Origin of the sequence: Glaciecola sp. 33A, assembly GCF_002836745.1 — a bacterium.
Classification (GTDB): domain Bacteria; phylum Pseudomonadota; class Gammaproteobacteria; order Enterobacterales; family Alteromonadaceae; genus Glaciecola.
Genome location: NZ_PJAR01000026.1, coordinates 86,086 through 103,854, shown reverse-complemented (window position 1 = coordinate 103,854; position 17,769 = coordinate 86,086). Strand labels below are relative to the sequence as shown.

The following is a 17,769-nucleotide window of genomic DNA, read 5'->3' as shown; positions in this document are numbered from 1 at the left end:
CTTGGATTCAAATATTAACTAGGAAGTAAACATGCAGTCTTCACACATAAAAAAACTATCATTTGTTGCGATATTGTCAGTCGCGTTTTCATCATTTACTCACTCTGCAGATATTGCTCGCGAATTACGCACCAATGCAGATAAAAATAGCGTTCCTAAAAATTTCTTCGAAATAGGCATAAATGCAGGAGTGGATATTGGCTCATCTTTGACTGATGAGGATGGCAAAGAAACTGGCATTGGCATTAACGTGAGTGGCAGTTACAACTGGAATGATTTTTTCATCGATGTAGGGATGGAAACGTCCGAACCATTGGTCATAGGATATAACGCTTACAAAAGTGAAAACTGGTCTTTTGACTTAATGTTAGGCGCCACAGATGGTGGCATATCTAAAGACACCGACGATCGATTTATCGGTATCACAAAAAGACAAAGCAGCACTATGTTAGGCGGACGCTTAACAGGGTATTTTGGTCAAAATATTTTGCAAGTGTCAATTAAGCATGATGCCAGGGGCCGAAGTAAAGGTACTGTTGCATCGGCCTTGTTAGGGCGCAATTGGCAAGTGAATGACTGGAATTTTCATGGCCTAGCAGGGCTAACTTTGGCGGATGCAAAATTTAACGATTATTACTTAGGTGTATCAGACGCAGAAGCAGCCATAACTGACTTTGAAGCATACGAAGGCAAAGCTTCAGTCAGCTTTAATTCATCAGTAGGAGTCACTTACCCTATTTCAGAAAGTTGGGAGTTTCGGGCAACCGCTCATGCAGGCTCAAACTTTGGATATAACGACAGCCCTTTATTTAGCAAAAAGAGAGACTTTTATACGGGTATTAGTTCCAGTATTACCTACAAATTTTAAGAATATAAGCAAAATATGACGCTTGTTCATCTTTATCACTTAAGACTTTGCTGAACAATACCTCGAATAACTTGTGGCTGCTTGGAAAACAAACAGCCACTTAAACATAAAAGAATATACCCATGAAACTCTCACCATTTTCGAAATTACCCTTTATCTGCTGCATCACAATGAGTGTGTGCCTAAGTGCTTGTAACAATGATAAAGAACAAGCCGATATTCCAATTAATAACATCGAACCATTAGTTGGCATTTGGCAGGCACCCGCTTATGGCTATACGCTGGATATGCAGGCCGATACTCATCAGTTTTATCAGTTTACTTCAGAGTCTTGCCAAAAAATTGAATTTGATTTCGATCATGATGAGTTAAAAAGCAGTCTGCAGCTCAGTGATGACAATAACTCTATTGTTAACACTTTTACTGGTGCCAAAAGTCCTGGCATCGTGATGAACAAAGAAAATAGTTTGCCCGATCTTTGTGTGAACGACTTAGTAGCCAATAAAGGTGATGCTAATTATCAATTTGATGCTCAGCGAGATTTTGAAATATTTTGGCAAACCTTTAGTCAATATTATGCGTTTTTTCATATTGAAGATGTAGATTGGAATGAAGTGTTCCAATTAGCAAATAACCAAATTAGCCCCCAGACCACTGAAGCTGAATTAGTTGAGATATTAACTGAAATGGTTGCCCCCCTAAAAGACTTCCACGTGCAGATCGGCAACGAGGACTTAGATATCGCCTTTTCGGTGCAAAGAAAGGCCTCATTATACGCAATAGCGCTATTAGACTTTATCTCAACCCAGCAAGTTGAATTACCCTTTGGGCAAGAACAAGAAGAGGCCTTTGAAATTTACTTTGAAAATGCTGAACAACAGTCTATTGATGCCATTTTGAGCCATGTTGTGATGGACTCGGAAATTGAAGTAAATGATAACGAAACAATGTTTTGGGCAACATTTGAAAATAATATTGGTTATCTCAATGTGACCACCATGGACATAAATGAATTCGGTGATAACGATAATAATGTCGCACAAAATAAAGTAATATTAACCGAGACCTTGGATCAAGTTATGCAATACTTTGCCGATGTAGATGGCGTTATTATTGATGTGCGAAATAATGATGGCGGAGATGATTTTGTGAGTAGGATGATCACTAGCCGCTTCATAGATCAATCTTTACACGTGTATAGTAAACAGGCGAGATTGAATGACAGTCGCACCCCTCTGCAACAAGTTAGCATTGAGCCACAAGGCAGCATTCTGTTTCTAGGCCCTGTGGCGGTGATGACCAGTGCATCCACCTATAGTGCAGCTGAGACCTTTGCAATGAGCATGCGTCAGCGAGCAAATACCGTTTTAATCGGCGAAGCAACCGCAGGTGGCTTTTCTGATGGTCTCGATAAATCACTACCTCATGGCACAACATTTAGTTTGTCAAACGAATTTTACCTCACACCTGATAATGAAGAGTTTGAAGGGGTCGGGGTGCCTGTGGATATTGAACAAGCATTTTTTACCCTAGAACAACGAGAGCAAGGTATTGATTTGGGTTTGGAAAAAGCGCAAGCGTGGATTATTCAGCGTGTTGAGCATTGATTTGTGATGATGCATAGTCAAAATTCCTCTGGTTTACCTGAGCGCTATTAAAAGTGTATTGCGGCGGCGCGTGCCATGGTTGTAGCAAACTAGGCAAACTCGCTGTGATCGGCAATGTTGTTTTATCTAAGTGCGTGAGTATTTTCTTGATCACGGTGGGTTAGCCCGTAACCTGTCTGCGATGCAAGCAATTATCGTAACATTGGGCTTTTAGCATACCAGTTGAGCGATTTGGTTCAGTATTATTCTTTTGTACAAGGCAACTTCGAAGGTTTGCAATGAAAGAACGCATACAATCAAACTTTCTAATCTCAAGGATTGCTTGTGGTACAAACTTCTCATACAGATTTGAATGGCATATGGCCGGTATTGCCCTTTTCAAGCGAGTTATTCAGGCAAAAAGTGGCAGCGTGCTGCCGTTTCGGTTTTCTTGTATTTGGCATCATTTGGGTTTAAAGGTGATACACGTTGCGATTTTATATGAAGTAAGTTTCCGGTTGTTTAGAAGCTGATAATGAAGCTACTTCTTGTCACTACCATACGTATTTTTATGCAGTTTAAACCTGCACCAATAGTCAGCTAGCCACTCGTCAAATTAACGAAATACCTACTTGTTGAATAGATCTGGGATGTCGTTTATTTTACCTTTACCCTATTCTCAGAATTGTTAACACCAGTCGTTTATTTTTACATAAACTGCTGATAGGCTTGCAAAATAGTCTGTTTAACAGTATTCATAGGAACCGTTTTTGAAAAAGTGTTGAAATAAAAAGGTATAGTTGAGGAAAGACTCGTCGCTCTGATGTTGATTGCTTTGAATATTGCTCCTTATCAATTATTGGAGGCAAAAAATTTAACAGCATCTATGAAAATACGCTAGATATTCAATTTTACCATCTTCCAGAGCGCAAAGAGCAAGCTGAGCTATTTAACGTAGACCCGTTATTAATAATCTTCTGTGTGACCTATAAACGGTATTTAAAACAACAAAAATTTATTACATTGTCGCTGATTGATATTCGATATGAAAGAGTAAGGCTATACTTATTATTGGTCTTAAGTGGCATACTGAAAACAATTTTTACATTAATATCAGGCGTACATTAATATAAGGCGTACATTTATCTACACTTTAGTACACTGATATACGTCATTTTTATACTGTTACTATATTCTCGCTTTACTTTAAAAAATATTATTGGAAAAAATTTGTGAAAGTTTTTATTAGATTATTATTAATGTCATTGTTTGTTACCAGTATATTCAATGCTTCTAATTCAGTTGCAGCTGGGGAAGCTAATAGCAGTAATACAGGGAATATTAGAGACGGCGCATACTTTGATATCGGCTTAGGTTATCGTTATAAATCAGATCCGTTTTTATTCGATGATGAGCCAAATGGCTCTGGTTTAGCTTTATTCGCTAATGGTAGATATCAAAAATATGGATTATTTATAGAACTCCCTCGTGGCACATCTAAACAACAATCAACAATCATATCATTTGGATATAACTTTCTTAATACTGAGAACTGGTCATATGATCTCCAGGTTGCGATGAATCATCCTCAATTAGAGCACCAACTACCAATATCCAAAGATGTAAGTACAAGAATAAGTCATTCAAAATTAGGTTTACGTGTTTTAGGTGATTTTAATAACACTCATCTTAAATTGATTGCTGCTGCTGCTAGCGGAGGTGACGGACTTTATGCATCAGCTTGGCTAAGTCAAAACTACCAATTCTACAACTGGAATTTTTACACCAGTGCAGGTATCGAGTATCGTAACGAAGATGTAGTTAATTTCTTTTATTCGATAAACGAAGTTGAGGGTTTACCTTTATACAAGGGTAAATCAGGCTATGAATATACTGGTCAGGTCGGCTTTGATTATCCAATAAGTGAAGACTGGGTGTTTGAGGGTTTTATGAGAGGCACACTTTTGCCAAGGGGAATTTCAGATAGTCCGCTAGTTGATGGAAATTCTATTATTGAAGCAGGAATATTGGTGAAATATGTATTGTAAGCAAACCTCAAATACGAGCAACCTAAATAGCGGCACTTTTTTGCTATCATTACTACTTATCAGCATCAGCGCGTCTGCTGATGAGGTAACTACTTTACCTAAATTAGCCATAAAACCCACACAATGTGTTTCAATGCGTCAAGGGCAAGATTGTTTTGTTAATGTCGATGTTAGTTGGCAGGTTGATAAAAAAGGTGACTATTGCCTTTACTCAACACAAGCAAGCACCCCACTTAAATGTTGGTCAAATAGCAATATAGGAAATTTTCAAGCAGATATTTTCGTCACTCAAAATGTGACTTTTACCTTAAAGTCACAAAATAATAATGTATCTATTATTAGTTCAGTATTGGAATTGGCTTGGGTACACACAACGCAACGTTTGTCTCATTCATCGTGGCGTGTGTTCTAGAAAACACCTTTCACACATCGGTTTTTAAGCTGCAAATAACCAAGCTACAAAACGCTACACTTTTAAATAATTTTGTACGCTATTGTTTTCTTCAGTTCTTTATTATGTATGTAGATTTTTAGATATACATAAATAAAGGCATTAACACATGGCTATAACTCACTCATTCAAATTATTATTAACCTGCGCAATAATATTGCAACTAACTGCTTGCGGAAAAAGCTCAAAGGTCATACCTGACCCACTGCCACCCATACCACCGCCAGTAGTTATTAATTATCAGGATGTGATCGACGATCTTATATCGACCGAGATACCGGGCATTATCCTGCTGGTAGAAACACCACAAACTCGTTTTATAGGCAGCGCGGGCGTTTCTAATTTGCAAACACAGCAGGCCATGCAAGTTGGCGATATGATCCCCACAGCCAGTGTCGGTAAAAAAATGATCGCCCTGCTCGCTGCACAGTTAGCCGATGAAGGGCAACTCAATCTGGATGACACATTGGATACCTGGCTCAGCGAAAGTATATTGTCGCGCATTGCTAACAGTCATCAGATGACCTTTCGTCAACTATTAAACCATACTAGCGGCGTATTTAATTACGACGAAATTGACGATGGTGATGCATATATCGACTTATTACTTGATGCGCCTGAAGTGCTTAAAACTGATATCGACTTTATCGAATTAATATTTGACCACCCTAGCTATTTTTTACCTGGCGAAGGTTATGAATATTCGAATTCGGGTTATTCGTTGGCAGGGCTTATTATGGATGAAGTGTTGGGTGAACATCATTCTGTCGCCATGCGAAATCGTTTTTTTGACCCGCTAGGTATGACAGCCACCTATTATAAAGGCAGTGAAGCTTTCGTAGGTGATTTTATATCTGGTTATTTGACCACTGATGACGGTGATGTCATTGATACAAGACCTATGTTAATTAATACCAGTCAGGCCGATTCACCTGTTGTTTCAAGTGTTGAAGACATGGCTACCTTTCTCAAAGCGCTAATAACAGATAACAGTTTTGCCAATGAAACGGTCAAAAACACTCTGTTTGGCGAAGATAACCTCATTACACAAGGTGCTAATGAAAAATCAGGACTGGGTATTGGTATAGCCACAGTCGATGGTCATCGAGTTTACGCTCATGAAGGATTAACGTTTGGGTACATGGCGCAAAACGTATACATCGAAGATACAAATACAAGTATCGTCCTGCTTTTTAATTGTGGTAACGGTGGCGTAAACACTTGTTCAACAACTTTTGATGGTTTGATTAAAACAGTGCTGACAAACGAACTTTAGTCACCATTCAATCACTCGGGCTCTCAGGTGAGGCCCTGAGTGATATATATTTTAGCAAGACTAAGCTCGATATTTATAGCTTCAGTCAGCTGCGAGACTTAGAAAATTTTATCTATTCTGTCACTAAAGGCAGAATAATTTTAATATAAAGAGAGAAAAAAATGATTTTAATTAAGAAATTAACGATAGTAACCTGCTTTTTAGCACTGGCAGCATGTTCGAGTATTAATTCAGCGAAAGTGGCAGAGTTAACGGGTAAAAACGGAATTATAAATACCGGCCAAATTGTCAGCATTGAGAGAAAACAAGTAGATGCCAGTTTTTCTAAACGTGCAACAGGATCTTTAATAGGTCATTTTATTGCTCAAGGCCTAGGCGCTAATAGAGGCTTAAAATTCGCAAGCGCAGTCGTCGGAAGTACTATTGCCAATAAGGAATATGGTGAGTTTGTAGATTTAATAGAAGTACAATCGACAGAAGGTCAACGTTACAAAACATTCGTGCCAATAGACTATTTTTCTTTAAATGAGCAAGTTGATTTTATTGCTGAGAAAACAACAATTACTACAATTGCACGCATTAAGCGTAATGCGGAATAAATAGATAAATACCTATGGCATTTTTATACTGGCTGACTAACTGCGTTAAGTAACCAGAGTCAGCTAGAAAGGGATTATGTGGTAATCGATACATATTATTGATTGCCAAAAAAACATAAACGATTAGCTTATTGTCTACGGTTCTGAATAATGCGAAACTAAATTTGATAAAATTATTTATGCAATTGTATTGATCGCACTTTAAAGCGAATTCACTTGGCTAATAACAAATGACAGAAAAACACAGCGACCAGCTGAATAAAACTATCGCACATATTTTGATTGTTGAAGATGACATAAGTTTAGCTCGATGGATGGAAAAATACTTAGCGTTAAAAGGCTTTACGGTTTCGGTAATAACCCGTGGCGATTTAGCGGTTGATTTTGTCAAGCAACATAATCCCGACATCGTTGTTCTAGATGGCATGTTGCCAGGCTTAGATGGCTTCGATGTATGCAAAGCCTTAAGGCCTGCCTTTACCAACTCAATAATCATGGTAACGGCAAGAGATGAAGAAATAGATGAAGTATTAGGTTTAGATGCTGGCGCCGATGATTATTTAACCAAACCTTTGCGAGCAAGAGCACTTTTAGCCAGGATAGAAAAATGTTTAAAACGTCAATCACCCGATACGGTTCAAGAGCCTATATTAGAAGATAACGTTAATAATGACGAAAGTATCAAACTAACCCTTGGCAATTTTATTATTGACTCTCAAGCACGCTCGGTCATTCTTGATGACAAAACAGTGAATATATCTACCAGTGAATTCGATTTACTCTGGATACTGGCGCAACATGCCGGTAAAACGGTCACCCGTGATGAGCTAATGATCTTACTGAGGGGGTTTGAGTATGATGGTTTTGATCGCTCGGTCGATTTACGCGTCTCAAAATTACGTAAAAAATTAAATGATAATCCTAACCAGCCCTATCGAATTAAAACGGTTTGGGGAAAAGGCTATTTATTTGTGAAGGACGCTTGGTAAAATATGCGTACACTGAGCTTTTCACTTATTCTCGTTGTCGTAATATCAACACTCGGATTGGGCTGGTTATTTGATAACATTTATCAACAGTTTTCCTCTCCTGAATTAAATCCAAACACAGCTAATGTAGCCAAACAACTGGGCAGTGATTTAGCACGGGCAGCAAATGAATCGAGCGATGGAAATGCTTTTTTGTCACATTGGCCGAATACAAAGCAATACTCAGTGGTATTGCAAGATGTAAAAGACTCACCTTTACCTCGCGCTTTAATTAAACAAATGAACAATGCAGAGCCTGTAGTTTTAGAAACCATTGACAATATGGCTTATCATTATTTATTGCCCGCTAAAGAACAAATACTTATTTTACGCACCCCAATGTTAAGCCCTAAAAACAGCTACTCTGTAACTCAATACATTTGGACGGCTGCATTTTATCTAATATTAATATCTATTTTCCTCCTTTGGGCTTACCCACTTGTTAAACAACTTATGGCACTTAGGTTAGCCGCTAAATCATTTGGCGAAGGAAAGTTAGATGAACGTATATCGCCGAGTTCGATATCTTATATTCGTGATATTGAGCTTGAATTTAATCAAATGGCTAAGCGAATAGATAGTCTAGTGAGTGATGTGAAAATGCTCAGCACTGCGGTTTCCCATGACTTACGCACACCATTAGCAAGAATAAGGTTTGGTATTGACACCATACAAGAAGTGCATGATAAAACCTTACGAAACGAACTAGAACAACAACTAAGTGACGACGTAGATGAAATGACATCTTTGGTTGAAACACTATTACGTTATGCTCGGCTAGATCAAAATATGTTAAAAATCAAAAAAGAGCCGGTAGATCTTGCGATGCTTATTCACAAATGTATAAGCCGTAAACAATCCGATAACTTAACACTACAGTTTTTCAACGAGCATGATAACAACAGTATTTTAGCTGACTCAAAATATATCGAGATGGTTGTCAATAATATTATACAAAATGCGATTAATTACGGACGTGGTAAGGTCTTAATCGAGCTTGATTATCATAATAATACCGCCAACATTCACATTTCAGATAACGGTGACGGCATCCCATTAGCGCTCAGAAAGGAAGTGATCAAACCTTTCTTTAGAGCAGAAAATAGAATGAATAACGTAAAGGGACACGGAATTGGATTAGCTATCGTAACCAGAATATTAGATTGGCATATTGGAAAATTAGTGATTTCTAATGCCACTGAGTTGTCAGGTAGTAAATTCACTATCACGCTTCCTTCAAATCATTAATAGCTATTCATGTTGAAAAAAGTTGACTAGTTAATTCGTTTTCTAGCCTCTTCCTTTTCTAATTCATCCAACATTACGAATTCATCATAATCAATCCCCACTGAATCACACATTTTCTTGTCTTTCTTAGATCTGTAAATATCAAAAGGTAGCACCATAATTGAAGAAACAGTTAATACTAAAATAACCGTTATTAGCAATGTTTGAATGCCTTTATCTAAACTCCAGCTACCTCCCCCTACTTTGAAGATAAATAGAAAGATACATACAAGTGGCGTAGCCAAATTAATGGTGGAAAAATAAGAATATTTTCGAAACATAACTTTAACAGATTTAATTTCCATTTTATTTATCCAAAGTTTCATTAATTTTAACTGCGGCTGTTGCAACCATTCCCATAACTTGACTTAGTTTAGTGTTTTTTGTCGCACCGCTAGCTAGTTGAGAACTGGTAGATGAAATTGCGCTTTTTGCTGCTGCACCTAAGACTATGTTTGTAGGATCTTCCTTATTACCTTGATTGCACATTGCTGCTTCAGCAGTCGCCACCACAGCAGAAGAAACTGCTTCAGTAGTAAAACCAGCTACCGTATTTGCGGCTATATCTGTAGCCGCTCCAGCAACTTTCGATGAAGTAACCTTGGTAACTAAGCTAGCAGCCTTTGCAATTTTATCACCAATAACAACACCTATTGCTCCTAGTGCAAACGCCCCTCTAATTTTCGTAGTGTTTAACTTAGTTACATCCCCCTGCTTTCAATCGATTATAGTCCACTTCTAATCCCGCACTAAAAAAAGGCACCCCATAAGAACTTTCCAGTTGGATCAGTATTATTTACTGGGTCGTTAGCAACATAAGCATAAAGATTCATCTGGTCTTTGTCGCCGATGGGGTCAGTTTGTAGAAATCGCCCTAGCTTTGGATGATACATCCGTGCTTTTTAATAGTCCTACCCCAATTTCATTAAGGTACAACTGACCTGTTTGACAAGCTAATATTCGCATAGTACAGGCGATACTGAGCCACAACAACTCGAGAACAACCCAGATTTATACCCGACTAATTGGACGGTATTTATCAAGGGCGATCAGCCCAGCGGAGATTGAATAATGTAAGCGGACGACTGTCCGCTTAGGAAAGTCGGAAATACCATCAAAACTCTCAATATCAAAGATTGCTTGTGGCACAAACTTCTTTCTCAATTTTGAACGGTGTACGTCTCCTTTTGCCCCATTTAAGCCCGTTATGATTTGGCAAAAAACACAATACGACGACCTTACCCAATCAGGCAAAAAAGGACAGCTTACTGCCGCACCTATTTTGTGTAAATTAATCTTGTTTTAGCGTTTTTTGATAATCCCACCTAACACAATTGTCACCGGCAATGTAAAAATGACCCACTAACAATAAAGTAAAATTGACCCACTTGAGGCAATATAACTGCTGATTCTGAAAATGAAAAGGCGGCGTAAACACAACGTTATATCAGGAGGCTTCCGTCTAACACAGCTCTGTGGTCTGTATCGAGAATGGACTTTGAACAGCTTACGTTCCAAAATTGTTTACACTTTGGGAATATCATAATTATCGCTTGGGCTCTTACTCTCTTTACAAGTGCGTCTTTTATGCTAAATTTAGGCTGCGTTTAGCAGATATTTTAAGGAGGTGATCATATGTCGAGTGTTTTGAAAATACGTGAATCAGCTATGAGTGAGAGTCGAATTTACTAACCCTTCTTTCGTTGTCACTCTGGCTGGCTGATTTGCTGGCCAAAGCACGGAAAGTCGCATTTTATGCGGCTTTTTTTTTAATAGCTCTTGAAAGCAAAGCTTATGACAGCTCGAACGCAAAAGTTCGCCCTCATCCAGTCTGCTTGACGTTTTTGATACACTCTACTTGGAATATGCGCATTTTCTGCGTTAAACACCACACCAATTGGCTCTTTTGCATGGTAGTTGCGATTAAGCTCTTGTAAATATTGTTCAAAATTTTCAGTTGTTTCGACTGCACAAGTAAAAGTGACAATTATAATTGGGAGTTGCGTTCTGTCTATCGTTACTTAAGGTTCCATGCGGCATCCTGAATTGTTTGTTGACAATGCCGAGCGAGACAGATGTTACTTAGGCCTCTCAGTGATATCCTCAATTCATCAAATGTAATTCTCTATTTTTAAATGGCCAAGGCACTGAAATACTTGTTCTTATGAGACTTTCAGTCGGTGAAATGGTGCTAACTACAGTGACTGAATTGCACCTATCCATTCAGTCACAATTTTTTCTGAACTGTTAAATAAATTCAAAAAATAATTGGGGAGAAACTTACCTGCATCTTTGCAGATAAGTATTGATGCCCATCAGAAGATGTTACCCATATTTCAAAGCCTGACCTATCTGAAGAATGAGCAAAATGACTAAAGATAAGTAACTTGCCAAATTGAAATATTTTACCCACTGTCTCGAGTATTGTTTTTTCACGTGTATAACTTACCTCGCCTTGCCTGAAGCCGCTAATTGCAATAGGCTCGCACACCGCATATTGACGTCTTAATAAGTGCTAATCAATACTAAAAAAGATATTTTTTGCTGCATCAAGTAATAGCGATCCTGAATGCTTGTATGGTTTAAAGTTCTTTGCCTTGCAAAGACACTATTTTTTCTTCGCTGTGGACCAACTGCTCTAGCTCAAAAAAGCCAAATTTTTGATGAAATTTTAGGGAGGCCTCGTTAGGTGGTTGAATATCTATTTCAGCAACAAGTCTTGGTATTGCGTTGTCAACAGTCCATTTAAGCAGATAGTTGTATAGGTGAGAGGCAAGCTTTTGACCTCTAAAGTCATCGGCAACAACAATACGATCAATATATAAAAACTGAGCGTATTTTTTATTAAACCACTGATAATTAATGCTTTCGTATTCAGTGTTGGCCGTAAAAGCGAGTAAAAATGCAGCTACTTGTTCGTCTATTATAATGACTTTTGCCAATACCGCTTCTGCTACAAGTCTTGTCAATTTAGGCCCGTCTAGAGGACTTAGCACCGCAACAGATATTTCATTTAGCGCCAAAATAGCAGATAAGTGTTGTGTTTCTATATCGCAAATATCCATTTTTTCCCCTTTTAGTGATTCACGCTTTACTAAAGATCTTTCGTATATGTATGAGATGCCTATATAGAATAAGACATGAAGAAATGACCCACAAGGCTTTTGTTGGGGATATGTTATAAGATGAACAGGGCCTTTACGTCATGTTCTTGTACTTCACTTCGATTTGCAATTACCAGTAGCGTTAAAGAGCAATTCAAAAAAAGGCACATTATATAAAGCAAACCATCGTAGTAACGGAACTTACCCGTTGGTGCATTTTGTTCCCATAAATACCTTAACATTTCGTCTGAAAATGACCGGGCACTGGCTGTAGCGCCAAAACCATTCATTGCGTTTCGACCTTCGCCACGATAATTTACGCTCGGCTCGCAGGTGCCATCTAAGTAGTAAATAGCAATGAAATTACCAAATGCAGGCAAGTAGTAAGAAGCATCGGCGAAACTCTCTACCTGCAAGCCAGTCAAAAACTCAATTTATTGATAAACTGGGTTGATAGTTTACCGAGTTGTGTCTGTTTTCGTAAAGACCATGTCGCAGAATATGGATTGTTAAAGCATCAAGGTATTTCTTCTTTGTCATGCGCCAAAGTCAAAGTCTCTTTGGAAAGTAAAATCATCAAAGACAGTTGTTTGTTCTGCAGCTTCAAATGGTGGCGCTCTAGCGCTGTTAGCCGTGATGGATGAGCCATGTTTGTCCAAATGCGACAATAAGTACATAGTGTTAATTCGTCTTACACTCACACAGAAGCGATAGTGAGCAATTTATAGACGCAGAAAAAACAGTAGGATAAATTGAAATGATAATGCCACCTTCAACCCGACTTAAGTATAGATTGATGACATTAGCCGACGGCCAACGTTTACTAGATGTCGACAGTGATCCAATGGTAATGAAATTTATCAGTAATGGAGTACCTACCTCTGAACATGATCTAGACAATATTGTATTGCCACGATTAGCCAAATACTTGCAACCAAATAAAGGATGGGGCATTTGGGAGGTCTGCGACAAAGTATCTAACGATTACTTAGGCTGGATTCTTGTGCGTCCTATGCATTTTTTCAGCACTCACCCTGAATTTGATAATTGGGAGTTGGGTTGGCGATTCAAGCAGTCAACTTGGGGGAAAGGTTATGCAACAGAATCGGCTAAACATATTATGCAAACGCTAAGTGACAAACATAAGGTCTATTCGTTTTCGGCTATTGCAGTGGCTGAAAATATCGCGTCGATCCATGTTATGAAAAAAATAGGCATGTCCTTTGAAAAATCTGCATTTCATGTTGACCCATTAATCAATATGCAAATGGAGTATTTTAGAATTGAAGTATAATTCTATAGTTCTATAATTAATAAAGAACGGTTTGGTAATATTTTGTTTGAGAAAAGCCGCTAAACATGAGATTAGGCGTAAATCCTATTCATAAAAACAGCTCAAGTGCAGTAAATAATACTATCGCAAATGTTTACAAGCGTGAACATGTCCGTTTACGCGCTATTCTGTTACGCCTTTTAGGCGTCCAACATTTGCTGCTTGTAGATGACATTCTTCAAGACACCTACGTGAAAGCACTCTCTAATTGGCAAACTATACCAAACGGTGAACCTGAAAATCCGGCAGCTTGGCTTACGTTAACAGCCAAAAGAGCAGCGCTCGATGCTTTGCGCGGGCAGAAAGTTCGACAACAATATGCAAGCATGATCGAAAACTATCCCGCGCTCGCTTCTGGTTGGACTGCAGCGGGAGAAGTGAATGAGCACCTAAAAGCTATGACGTTTGAAGATACACATTGGTTTAACAAAGCAACAAGCGTATGGTATCAGCATTCTAATTTTATTTGGAAAAGCTATGTTGAAGAAAGTTCTGCATTGTCTTTTTATCGTTTATTTTCTTATTGGCTTATCAGGCTGTGTTGCTGTGAGTGTTGTTTCAACTGCGGTAGGCGTTACTGCAACTGTGGTTGGAGGTGCTATTGATGTTGTGGATGCAGTTACGCCTGACATTTTGGATGATGATGAGCAGGAAGACGAAGCCGATGATAACGACGGAGATGAGCCAGAAGGTGCAGAAAAAAATCAACAGTAACTAAAAACATCGACTGTAAGTGAGCCATCTTATTACCTACAGAGTCTTCCTTGACCAAGGGTACGTTGAATGGGATAGGGCGAGTTGTGTCCAAACTTCTCGCGGCTTCAGTCTGGGTATATTGTTGCTCAACCACCAGGCTAATGGCGTCTAACTTAAATTCTTTTGAATATTTCTTGTTAGTAGTCATAATGCACTCCAGTTCTGTGTGTTATCTCTTAACCGGAGTGTCCGAATCAATTAGACAATGTCAGTTAAGGCAGTTTCATATCACCTGCTACAATCCAACCTAGTCGGCGCATCATATAAGCGACACTCCAAGCAATAATAGCGGGTAGTACAAACATCAATAATATGATTGCTGTCCATAACTGCGTGCTGTTCATTATATCTTGCGAGGCTTCAATAACTCCAAATACGCCGACTAAACCTGCGGTGCCCATACCGGCTCCCGTTGCTGTGCAGGCTAGCTGAAAACCGACGGTAGCAATAGGACCAACGATAGCACTGGCGATTACAGCAGGTAATAAGATTAAGGGCTTTTTTAGGACATTTGGGATCTGCAACATACTGGTGCCCAACCCCTGGGATATCACCCCGCTGATGCCATTATCCTTGTAGCTGGCGACCGCAAAGCCAATCATGTGGGATGCGCAACCGACCACTGCCGCCCCACCCGCTAAACCGCCAAGTCCAATTGAAATACAGATAGCCGCGCTGGACGTTGGCAATGTTAGCAAGATACCGACGACTACAGCGATGACAATACCCATTAACAGGGGTTGCAGCTCAGTTGCTGCTTGGATACCTAAGCCAATGCTATTTACCGCGGCTACAACAGGCGGATTGAGAAGCGCGCAGACTACTAGGGCCACTACGCATACCACTAAGGGAATAAGCAATATATCAAGTTTGGTTTTGCCCGCCACCCAAATTCCAGCGCGATAGGCAAAGACAGCAGCTAAATACGCACCAATCGGATTACCCGGCAGTGCAATGAAAGCAGCAGGGCCTGCTGATTGCGGGACAAATAGTATACCCGCCATCAACGCTTCAGAATGCGCGCCAAGCATGCCTGCTACCAAGCAACTAAGCATCACCAAAGTCGGCGCTTTTAGGTAATAAGCAATACCCACACCAATACCCGCACCCATCAGCACAGAGGCCAACTTGCCGACTGCTACCAAGGCTGGTAACTGCAACCAACCGCCAATCTGCGAGATGATCAGCCCAGCGATCAACGTAACGAATAGCCCTAACGCCATACCGGTAAAAGCATCAATAAAATACGTTTGAAAGAACGCTTTAATCCTATTAGGCGGCTTTGTTACCTTGCTAGATACACTCATAAGCAGACTCTTGAGGTAGAAGATGATAAAAAGATATAAAAAAGCTCCCTATATACTACGACATTTAAATTTGGTAACCAGTAAGACACAAGCAGCATTTTGCAGTGCGCACAGACTGAGTTCTTTATAAATTTACTGTGCCGGCTTTTGCATTGAATGCAAGAAGAATAAACCACCAAACTGTTACACGCAACATGGCTTCGCTTGATCATAAAGTATCAAATATAGATTTATCTTCTCAAACGGTTAAGTTTATTAAATACTGTAAAAGCGTACCTGAATGTTCAGCTATTTTGATAACATCCAATGCATCTAACCTGACTTCGGGTTAATATACCGGTATATCTTTATCGGAGGGTTGAGTATGGGTTATTGGTATTTGGCAATAGCGATTGCTGCTGAGGTGATAGCAACATTAGCACTTAAAGCATCAAACGGTTTTGCTAATGCAACCTTTAGTGCTATTTGCGTGATTGGTTATGTAATCTCATTTTATTTTTTATCTTTAGTACTGAAAACGGTTTCGATCGGTATCGCATACGCTATTTGGGCAGGTATGGGCATTTTGTTAATTACTTCAATTAGTGCAGTTATGTATAAACAAATACCAGATTTAGCTGCATTTATAGGTATGTTCTTAATTTTAGCTGGTGTTGTGGTTATTAATGTATTTTCAAAAACCGTGAGTCATTAAAAATATAACAAACTGTTAAGGCAGGACAAAATACTGTTGGCTGTTTTTGTCCTTCATCAATTTAGTCAACTCAGTTTTACCCCTCAACAGGGCGCTAAAATCGTAAGACGAAACCAAAGAGAGAAAATCACACCATGGCTAACGACGGAAACTACAAGAAAAGCAAAATCGGTGATCATCAGCTTAAACCTGAGACCATGATGATGTCCTACGGTTACGATCCACAATTCTCTGAGGGCTCTGTTAAACCGCCTGTTTTTTTGACCTCTACGTTCACGTTCCAAACACCTGAAGAAGGCGAAGAATCTTTCCACATTATGGCTGGCCGCAAGCCTGCTCCAGAAGGAAGTGTTGGCGGTCTAATCTACAGCCGCTTCAACCACCCTAACGTCGAAATAATAGAAGACCGACTGTCCCTTTTTGAAGGCTCAGAATGCTCTGTGGTCTGCTCCAGCGGCATGGGTGCAATAAGCGCTATTATGCTTGCTTACTTGCGCCCTGGCGATGTGATTGTGCAAAGCGCTCCTCTATACGGAGGCACCGAAACCCTTATCCGCAAATTTCTACCTCAATTCAACATAAAAACGGCTGAGTTCGATGATGGGCTAGATGAGGAAGGCATGCTCACTTCTCTGCGTGATGCCGGCAAAAAAGGCCGTGTTGCCATGGTCTTTATTGAATCACCAGCGAACCCAACGAATTCGCTGGTCGATTTTGAAGCGCTAAACCGCGTGTTAGACAACGTAGAGACAGAAACAGGTCATCGCCCTATCACTGTGTGCGACAACACACTGATGGGTCCGATCTTCCAGCAAGTGGTGCCCCAAGGCATCGATATGGCGATGTACTCACTAACCAAGTATGTGGGAGGTCATAGCGATCTCGTTGCGGGCGCCGTCTGTGGAAGCCGTGAAATGCTGCGTCCAGTTCGCGCTACGCGCGGCATTATTGGCCTGAACCTCGACCCACATACCAGCTGGATGATTTCGCGCTCACTCGAAACCTTAAGTATCCGTATGGAAAGAGCCGCTAGTAGCGGGCAGAAAGTAGCAAGATGGATCGCGGATAATGCCTACATCAGTGCAAAAATTCTGCATCCTGACTTCATTCAAGATAAAGCTTACCAAGCTGTCTATATGCGACAATGCTCAGGGCCTAGTTCAACATTCTCGTTCATGCTGGATGTGTCGAAATCCGACGCCTTCCGACTGATCAACAACCTATCTATTTTTAAATCTGCCGTGAGTCTCGGTGGCAGCGAGAGTCTCGTTTGCCATCCAGGTAGTACAACTCATTCTGGCGTATCTGCAGAGTTACGAGAAAAATTCGGCGTGACCGACGGCCTTATTCGCCTCTCAATTGGCTTAGAGCATCCTGACGATCTCATCGCCGATCTGGATAATGCATTTAAGATGACATTTCAAGGTTAAAA

General features: G+C 39.8%; 19 protein-coding genes and 2 pseudogenes. 13 read left to right on the top strand and 8 right to left on the bottom strand.

What is annotated here, in order from left to right:
• The first annotated feature begins 31 nt into the window (after positions 1–31).
• The 8 genes from CXF81_RS03815 to CXF81_RS03780 all read left to right on the top strand — a co-directional run bounded on the left by CXF81_RS03815 (position 32) and on the right by CXF81_RS03780 (position 9,104).
• Positions 32–868 carry a MipA/OmpV family protein gene (locus CXF81_RS03815; RefSeq protein ID WP_101180052.1) on the top strand — a complete coding sequence of 279 codons (837 nt, stop codon included), beginning with the start codon at positions 32–34 and terminating at the stop codon, positions 866–868.
• A 122-nt stretch (positions 869–990) separates the two neighbouring features.
• Complete coding sequence (locus CXF81_RS03810; RefSeq protein ID WP_101180051.1) at positions 991–2,475, top strand: S41 family peptidase; 1,485 nt, start codon at positions 991–993, stop codon at positions 2,473–2,475.
• A gap of 1,211 nt (positions 2,476–3,686) precedes the next feature.
• Positions 3,687–4,502 carry a MipA/OmpV family protein gene (locus CXF81_RS03805; protein ID WP_101180050.1) on the top strand — a complete coding sequence of 272 codons (816 nt, stop codon included), beginning with the start codon at positions 3,687–3,689 and terminating at the stop codon, positions 4,500–4,502.
• Positions 4,492–4,914, top strand: coding sequence for a DUF3019 domain-containing protein (locus CXF81_RS03800; protein WP_101180049.1), 423 nt, complete (start codon positions 4,492–4,494; stop codon positions 4,912–4,914). Before CXF81_RS03805 ends, CXF81_RS03800 begins: the two co-directional genes overlap by 11 nt.
• 148 nt (positions 4,915–5,062) lie before the next feature.
• Positions 5,063–6,229: a serine hydrolase gene (locus tag CXF81_RS03795; protein WP_101180048.1), complete on the top strand. Its 1,167-nt coding sequence runs from the start codon at positions 5,063–5,065 to the stop codon at positions 6,227–6,229.
• Between the two features lie 161 nt (positions 6,230–6,390).
• The gene (locus CXF81_RS03790; protein WP_101180047.1) at positions 6,391–6,828 is read left to right on the top strand and encodes a hypothetical protein; all 438 of its coding nucleotides are present in this window, start codon (positions 6,391–6,393) and stop codon (positions 6,826–6,828) included.
• A 230-nt stretch (positions 6,829–7,058) separates the two neighbouring features.
• Positions 7,059–7,817 (top strand): response regulator transcription factor, encoded by a 759-nt coding sequence (locus CXF81_RS03785; protein WP_101180046.1) that lies wholly within the window; start codon positions 7,059–7,061, stop codon positions 7,815–7,817.
• Between the two features lie 3 nt (positions 7,818–7,820).
• Positions 7,821–9,104, top strand: coding sequence for an ATP-binding protein (locus tag CXF81_RS03780; protein ID WP_101180045.1), 1,284 nt, complete (start codon positions 7,821–7,823; stop codon positions 9,102–9,104).
• 26 nt (positions 9,105–9,130) lie between these two features.
• Here the strand turns inward: CXF81_RS03780 and CXF81_RS03775 are convergent, their stop codons facing one another.
• The 6 genes from CXF81_RS03775 to CXF81_RS19795 form a co-directional block, all read right to left on the bottom strand.
• Positions 9,131–9,448: a hypothetical protein gene (locus CXF81_RS03775; RefSeq protein ID WP_101180044.1), complete on the bottom strand. Its 318-nt coding sequence runs from the start codon at positions 9,446–9,448 to the stop codon at positions 9,131–9,133.
• Between the two features lies 1 nt (position 9,449).
• On the bottom strand, positions 9,450–9,656 hold the full coding sequence (locus CXF81_RS03770; RefSeq protein ID WP_157825488.1) for a hypothetical protein: 207 nt from the start codon (positions 9,654–9,656) through the stop codon (positions 9,450–9,452).
• A 236-nt stretch (positions 9,657–9,892) separates the two neighbouring features.
• Positions 9,893–10,036 (bottom strand): RHS repeat-associated core domain-containing protein, encoded by a 144-nt coding sequence (locus CXF81_RS20600; RefSeq protein WP_101180041.1) that lies wholly within the window; start codon positions 10,034–10,036, stop codon positions 9,893–9,895.
• 1,689 nt (positions 10,037–11,725) lie between these two features.
• Positions 11,726–12,208, bottom strand: a complete 483-nt coding sequence (locus CXF81_RS03755) for a GNAT family N-acetyltransferase (protein WP_101180040.1) — start codon at positions 12,206–12,208, stop codon at positions 11,726–11,728.
• Positions 12,209–12,321: 113 nt separating this feature from the next.
• A complete protein-coding gene (locus CXF81_RS03750; protein WP_101180039.1) occupies positions 12,322–12,672 on the bottom strand; it encodes a hypothetical protein in 351 nt (116 codons plus the stop codon).
• A gap of 111 nt (positions 12,673–12,783) precedes the next feature.
• Positions 12,784–12,924 (bottom strand): hypothetical protein, encoded by a 141-nt coding sequence (locus CXF81_RS19795; protein WP_157825487.1) that lies wholly within the window; start codon positions 12,922–12,924, stop codon positions 12,784–12,786.
• Positions 12,925–13,010: 86 nt separating this feature from the next.
• Between CXF81_RS19795 and CXF81_RS03745 the strand changes: the two genes are divergently transcribed.
• From CXF81_RS03745 to CXF81_RS03735, 3 genes and pseudogenes are all read left to right on the top strand, one after another.
• Positions 13,011–13,541 (top strand): GNAT family N-acetyltransferase, encoded by a 531-nt coding sequence (locus tag CXF81_RS03745; protein ID WP_232771767.1) that lies wholly within the window; start codon positions 13,011–13,013, stop codon positions 13,539–13,541.
• A 65-nt stretch (positions 13,542–13,606) separates the two neighbouring features.
• Positions 13,607–13,873, top strand: a pseudogene (locus CXF81_RS20595) (RNA polymerase sigma factor); the annotation flags it as partial.
• A 184-nt stretch (positions 13,874–14,057) separates the two neighbouring features.
• Positions 14,058–14,294, top strand: a complete 237-nt coding sequence (locus tag CXF81_RS03735; protein WP_232771769.1) for an NF038104 family lipoprotein — start codon at positions 14,058–14,060, stop codon at positions 14,292–14,294.
• Between the two features lie 91 nt (positions 14,295–14,385).
• Here CXF81_RS03735 and CXF81_RS19790 read toward each other — a convergent pair.
• Positions 14,386–14,484 (bottom strand): annotated as a pseudogene (locus CXF81_RS19790) (transposase); the annotation flags it as partial.
• A 64-nt stretch (positions 14,485–14,548) separates the two neighbouring features.
• Entirely contained in the window at positions 14,549–15,643 is a 1,095-nt protein-coding gene (locus CXF81_RS03725) for a PTS transporter subunit IIC (protein WP_101180035.1), read from the bottom strand.
• A 364-nt stretch (positions 15,644–16,007) separates the two neighbouring features.
• On the opposite strand from CXF81_RS03725, the gene CXF81_RS03720 reads away from it, so the two are divergent.
• The gene (locus tag CXF81_RS03720; RefSeq protein ID WP_101180034.1) at positions 16,008–16,337 is read left to right on the top strand and encodes a multidrug efflux SMR transporter; all 330 of its coding nucleotides are present in this window, start codon (positions 16,008–16,010) and stop codon (positions 16,335–16,337) included.
• Between the two features lie 134 nt (positions 16,338–16,471).
• On the top strand, positions 16,472–17,767 hold the full coding sequence (locus CXF81_RS03715; protein ID WP_101180033.1) for a cystathionine gamma-synthase family protein: 1,296 nt from the start codon (positions 16,472–16,474) through the stop codon (positions 17,765–17,767).
• The last annotated feature ends 2 nt before the right edge of the window (positions 17,768–17,769 follow it).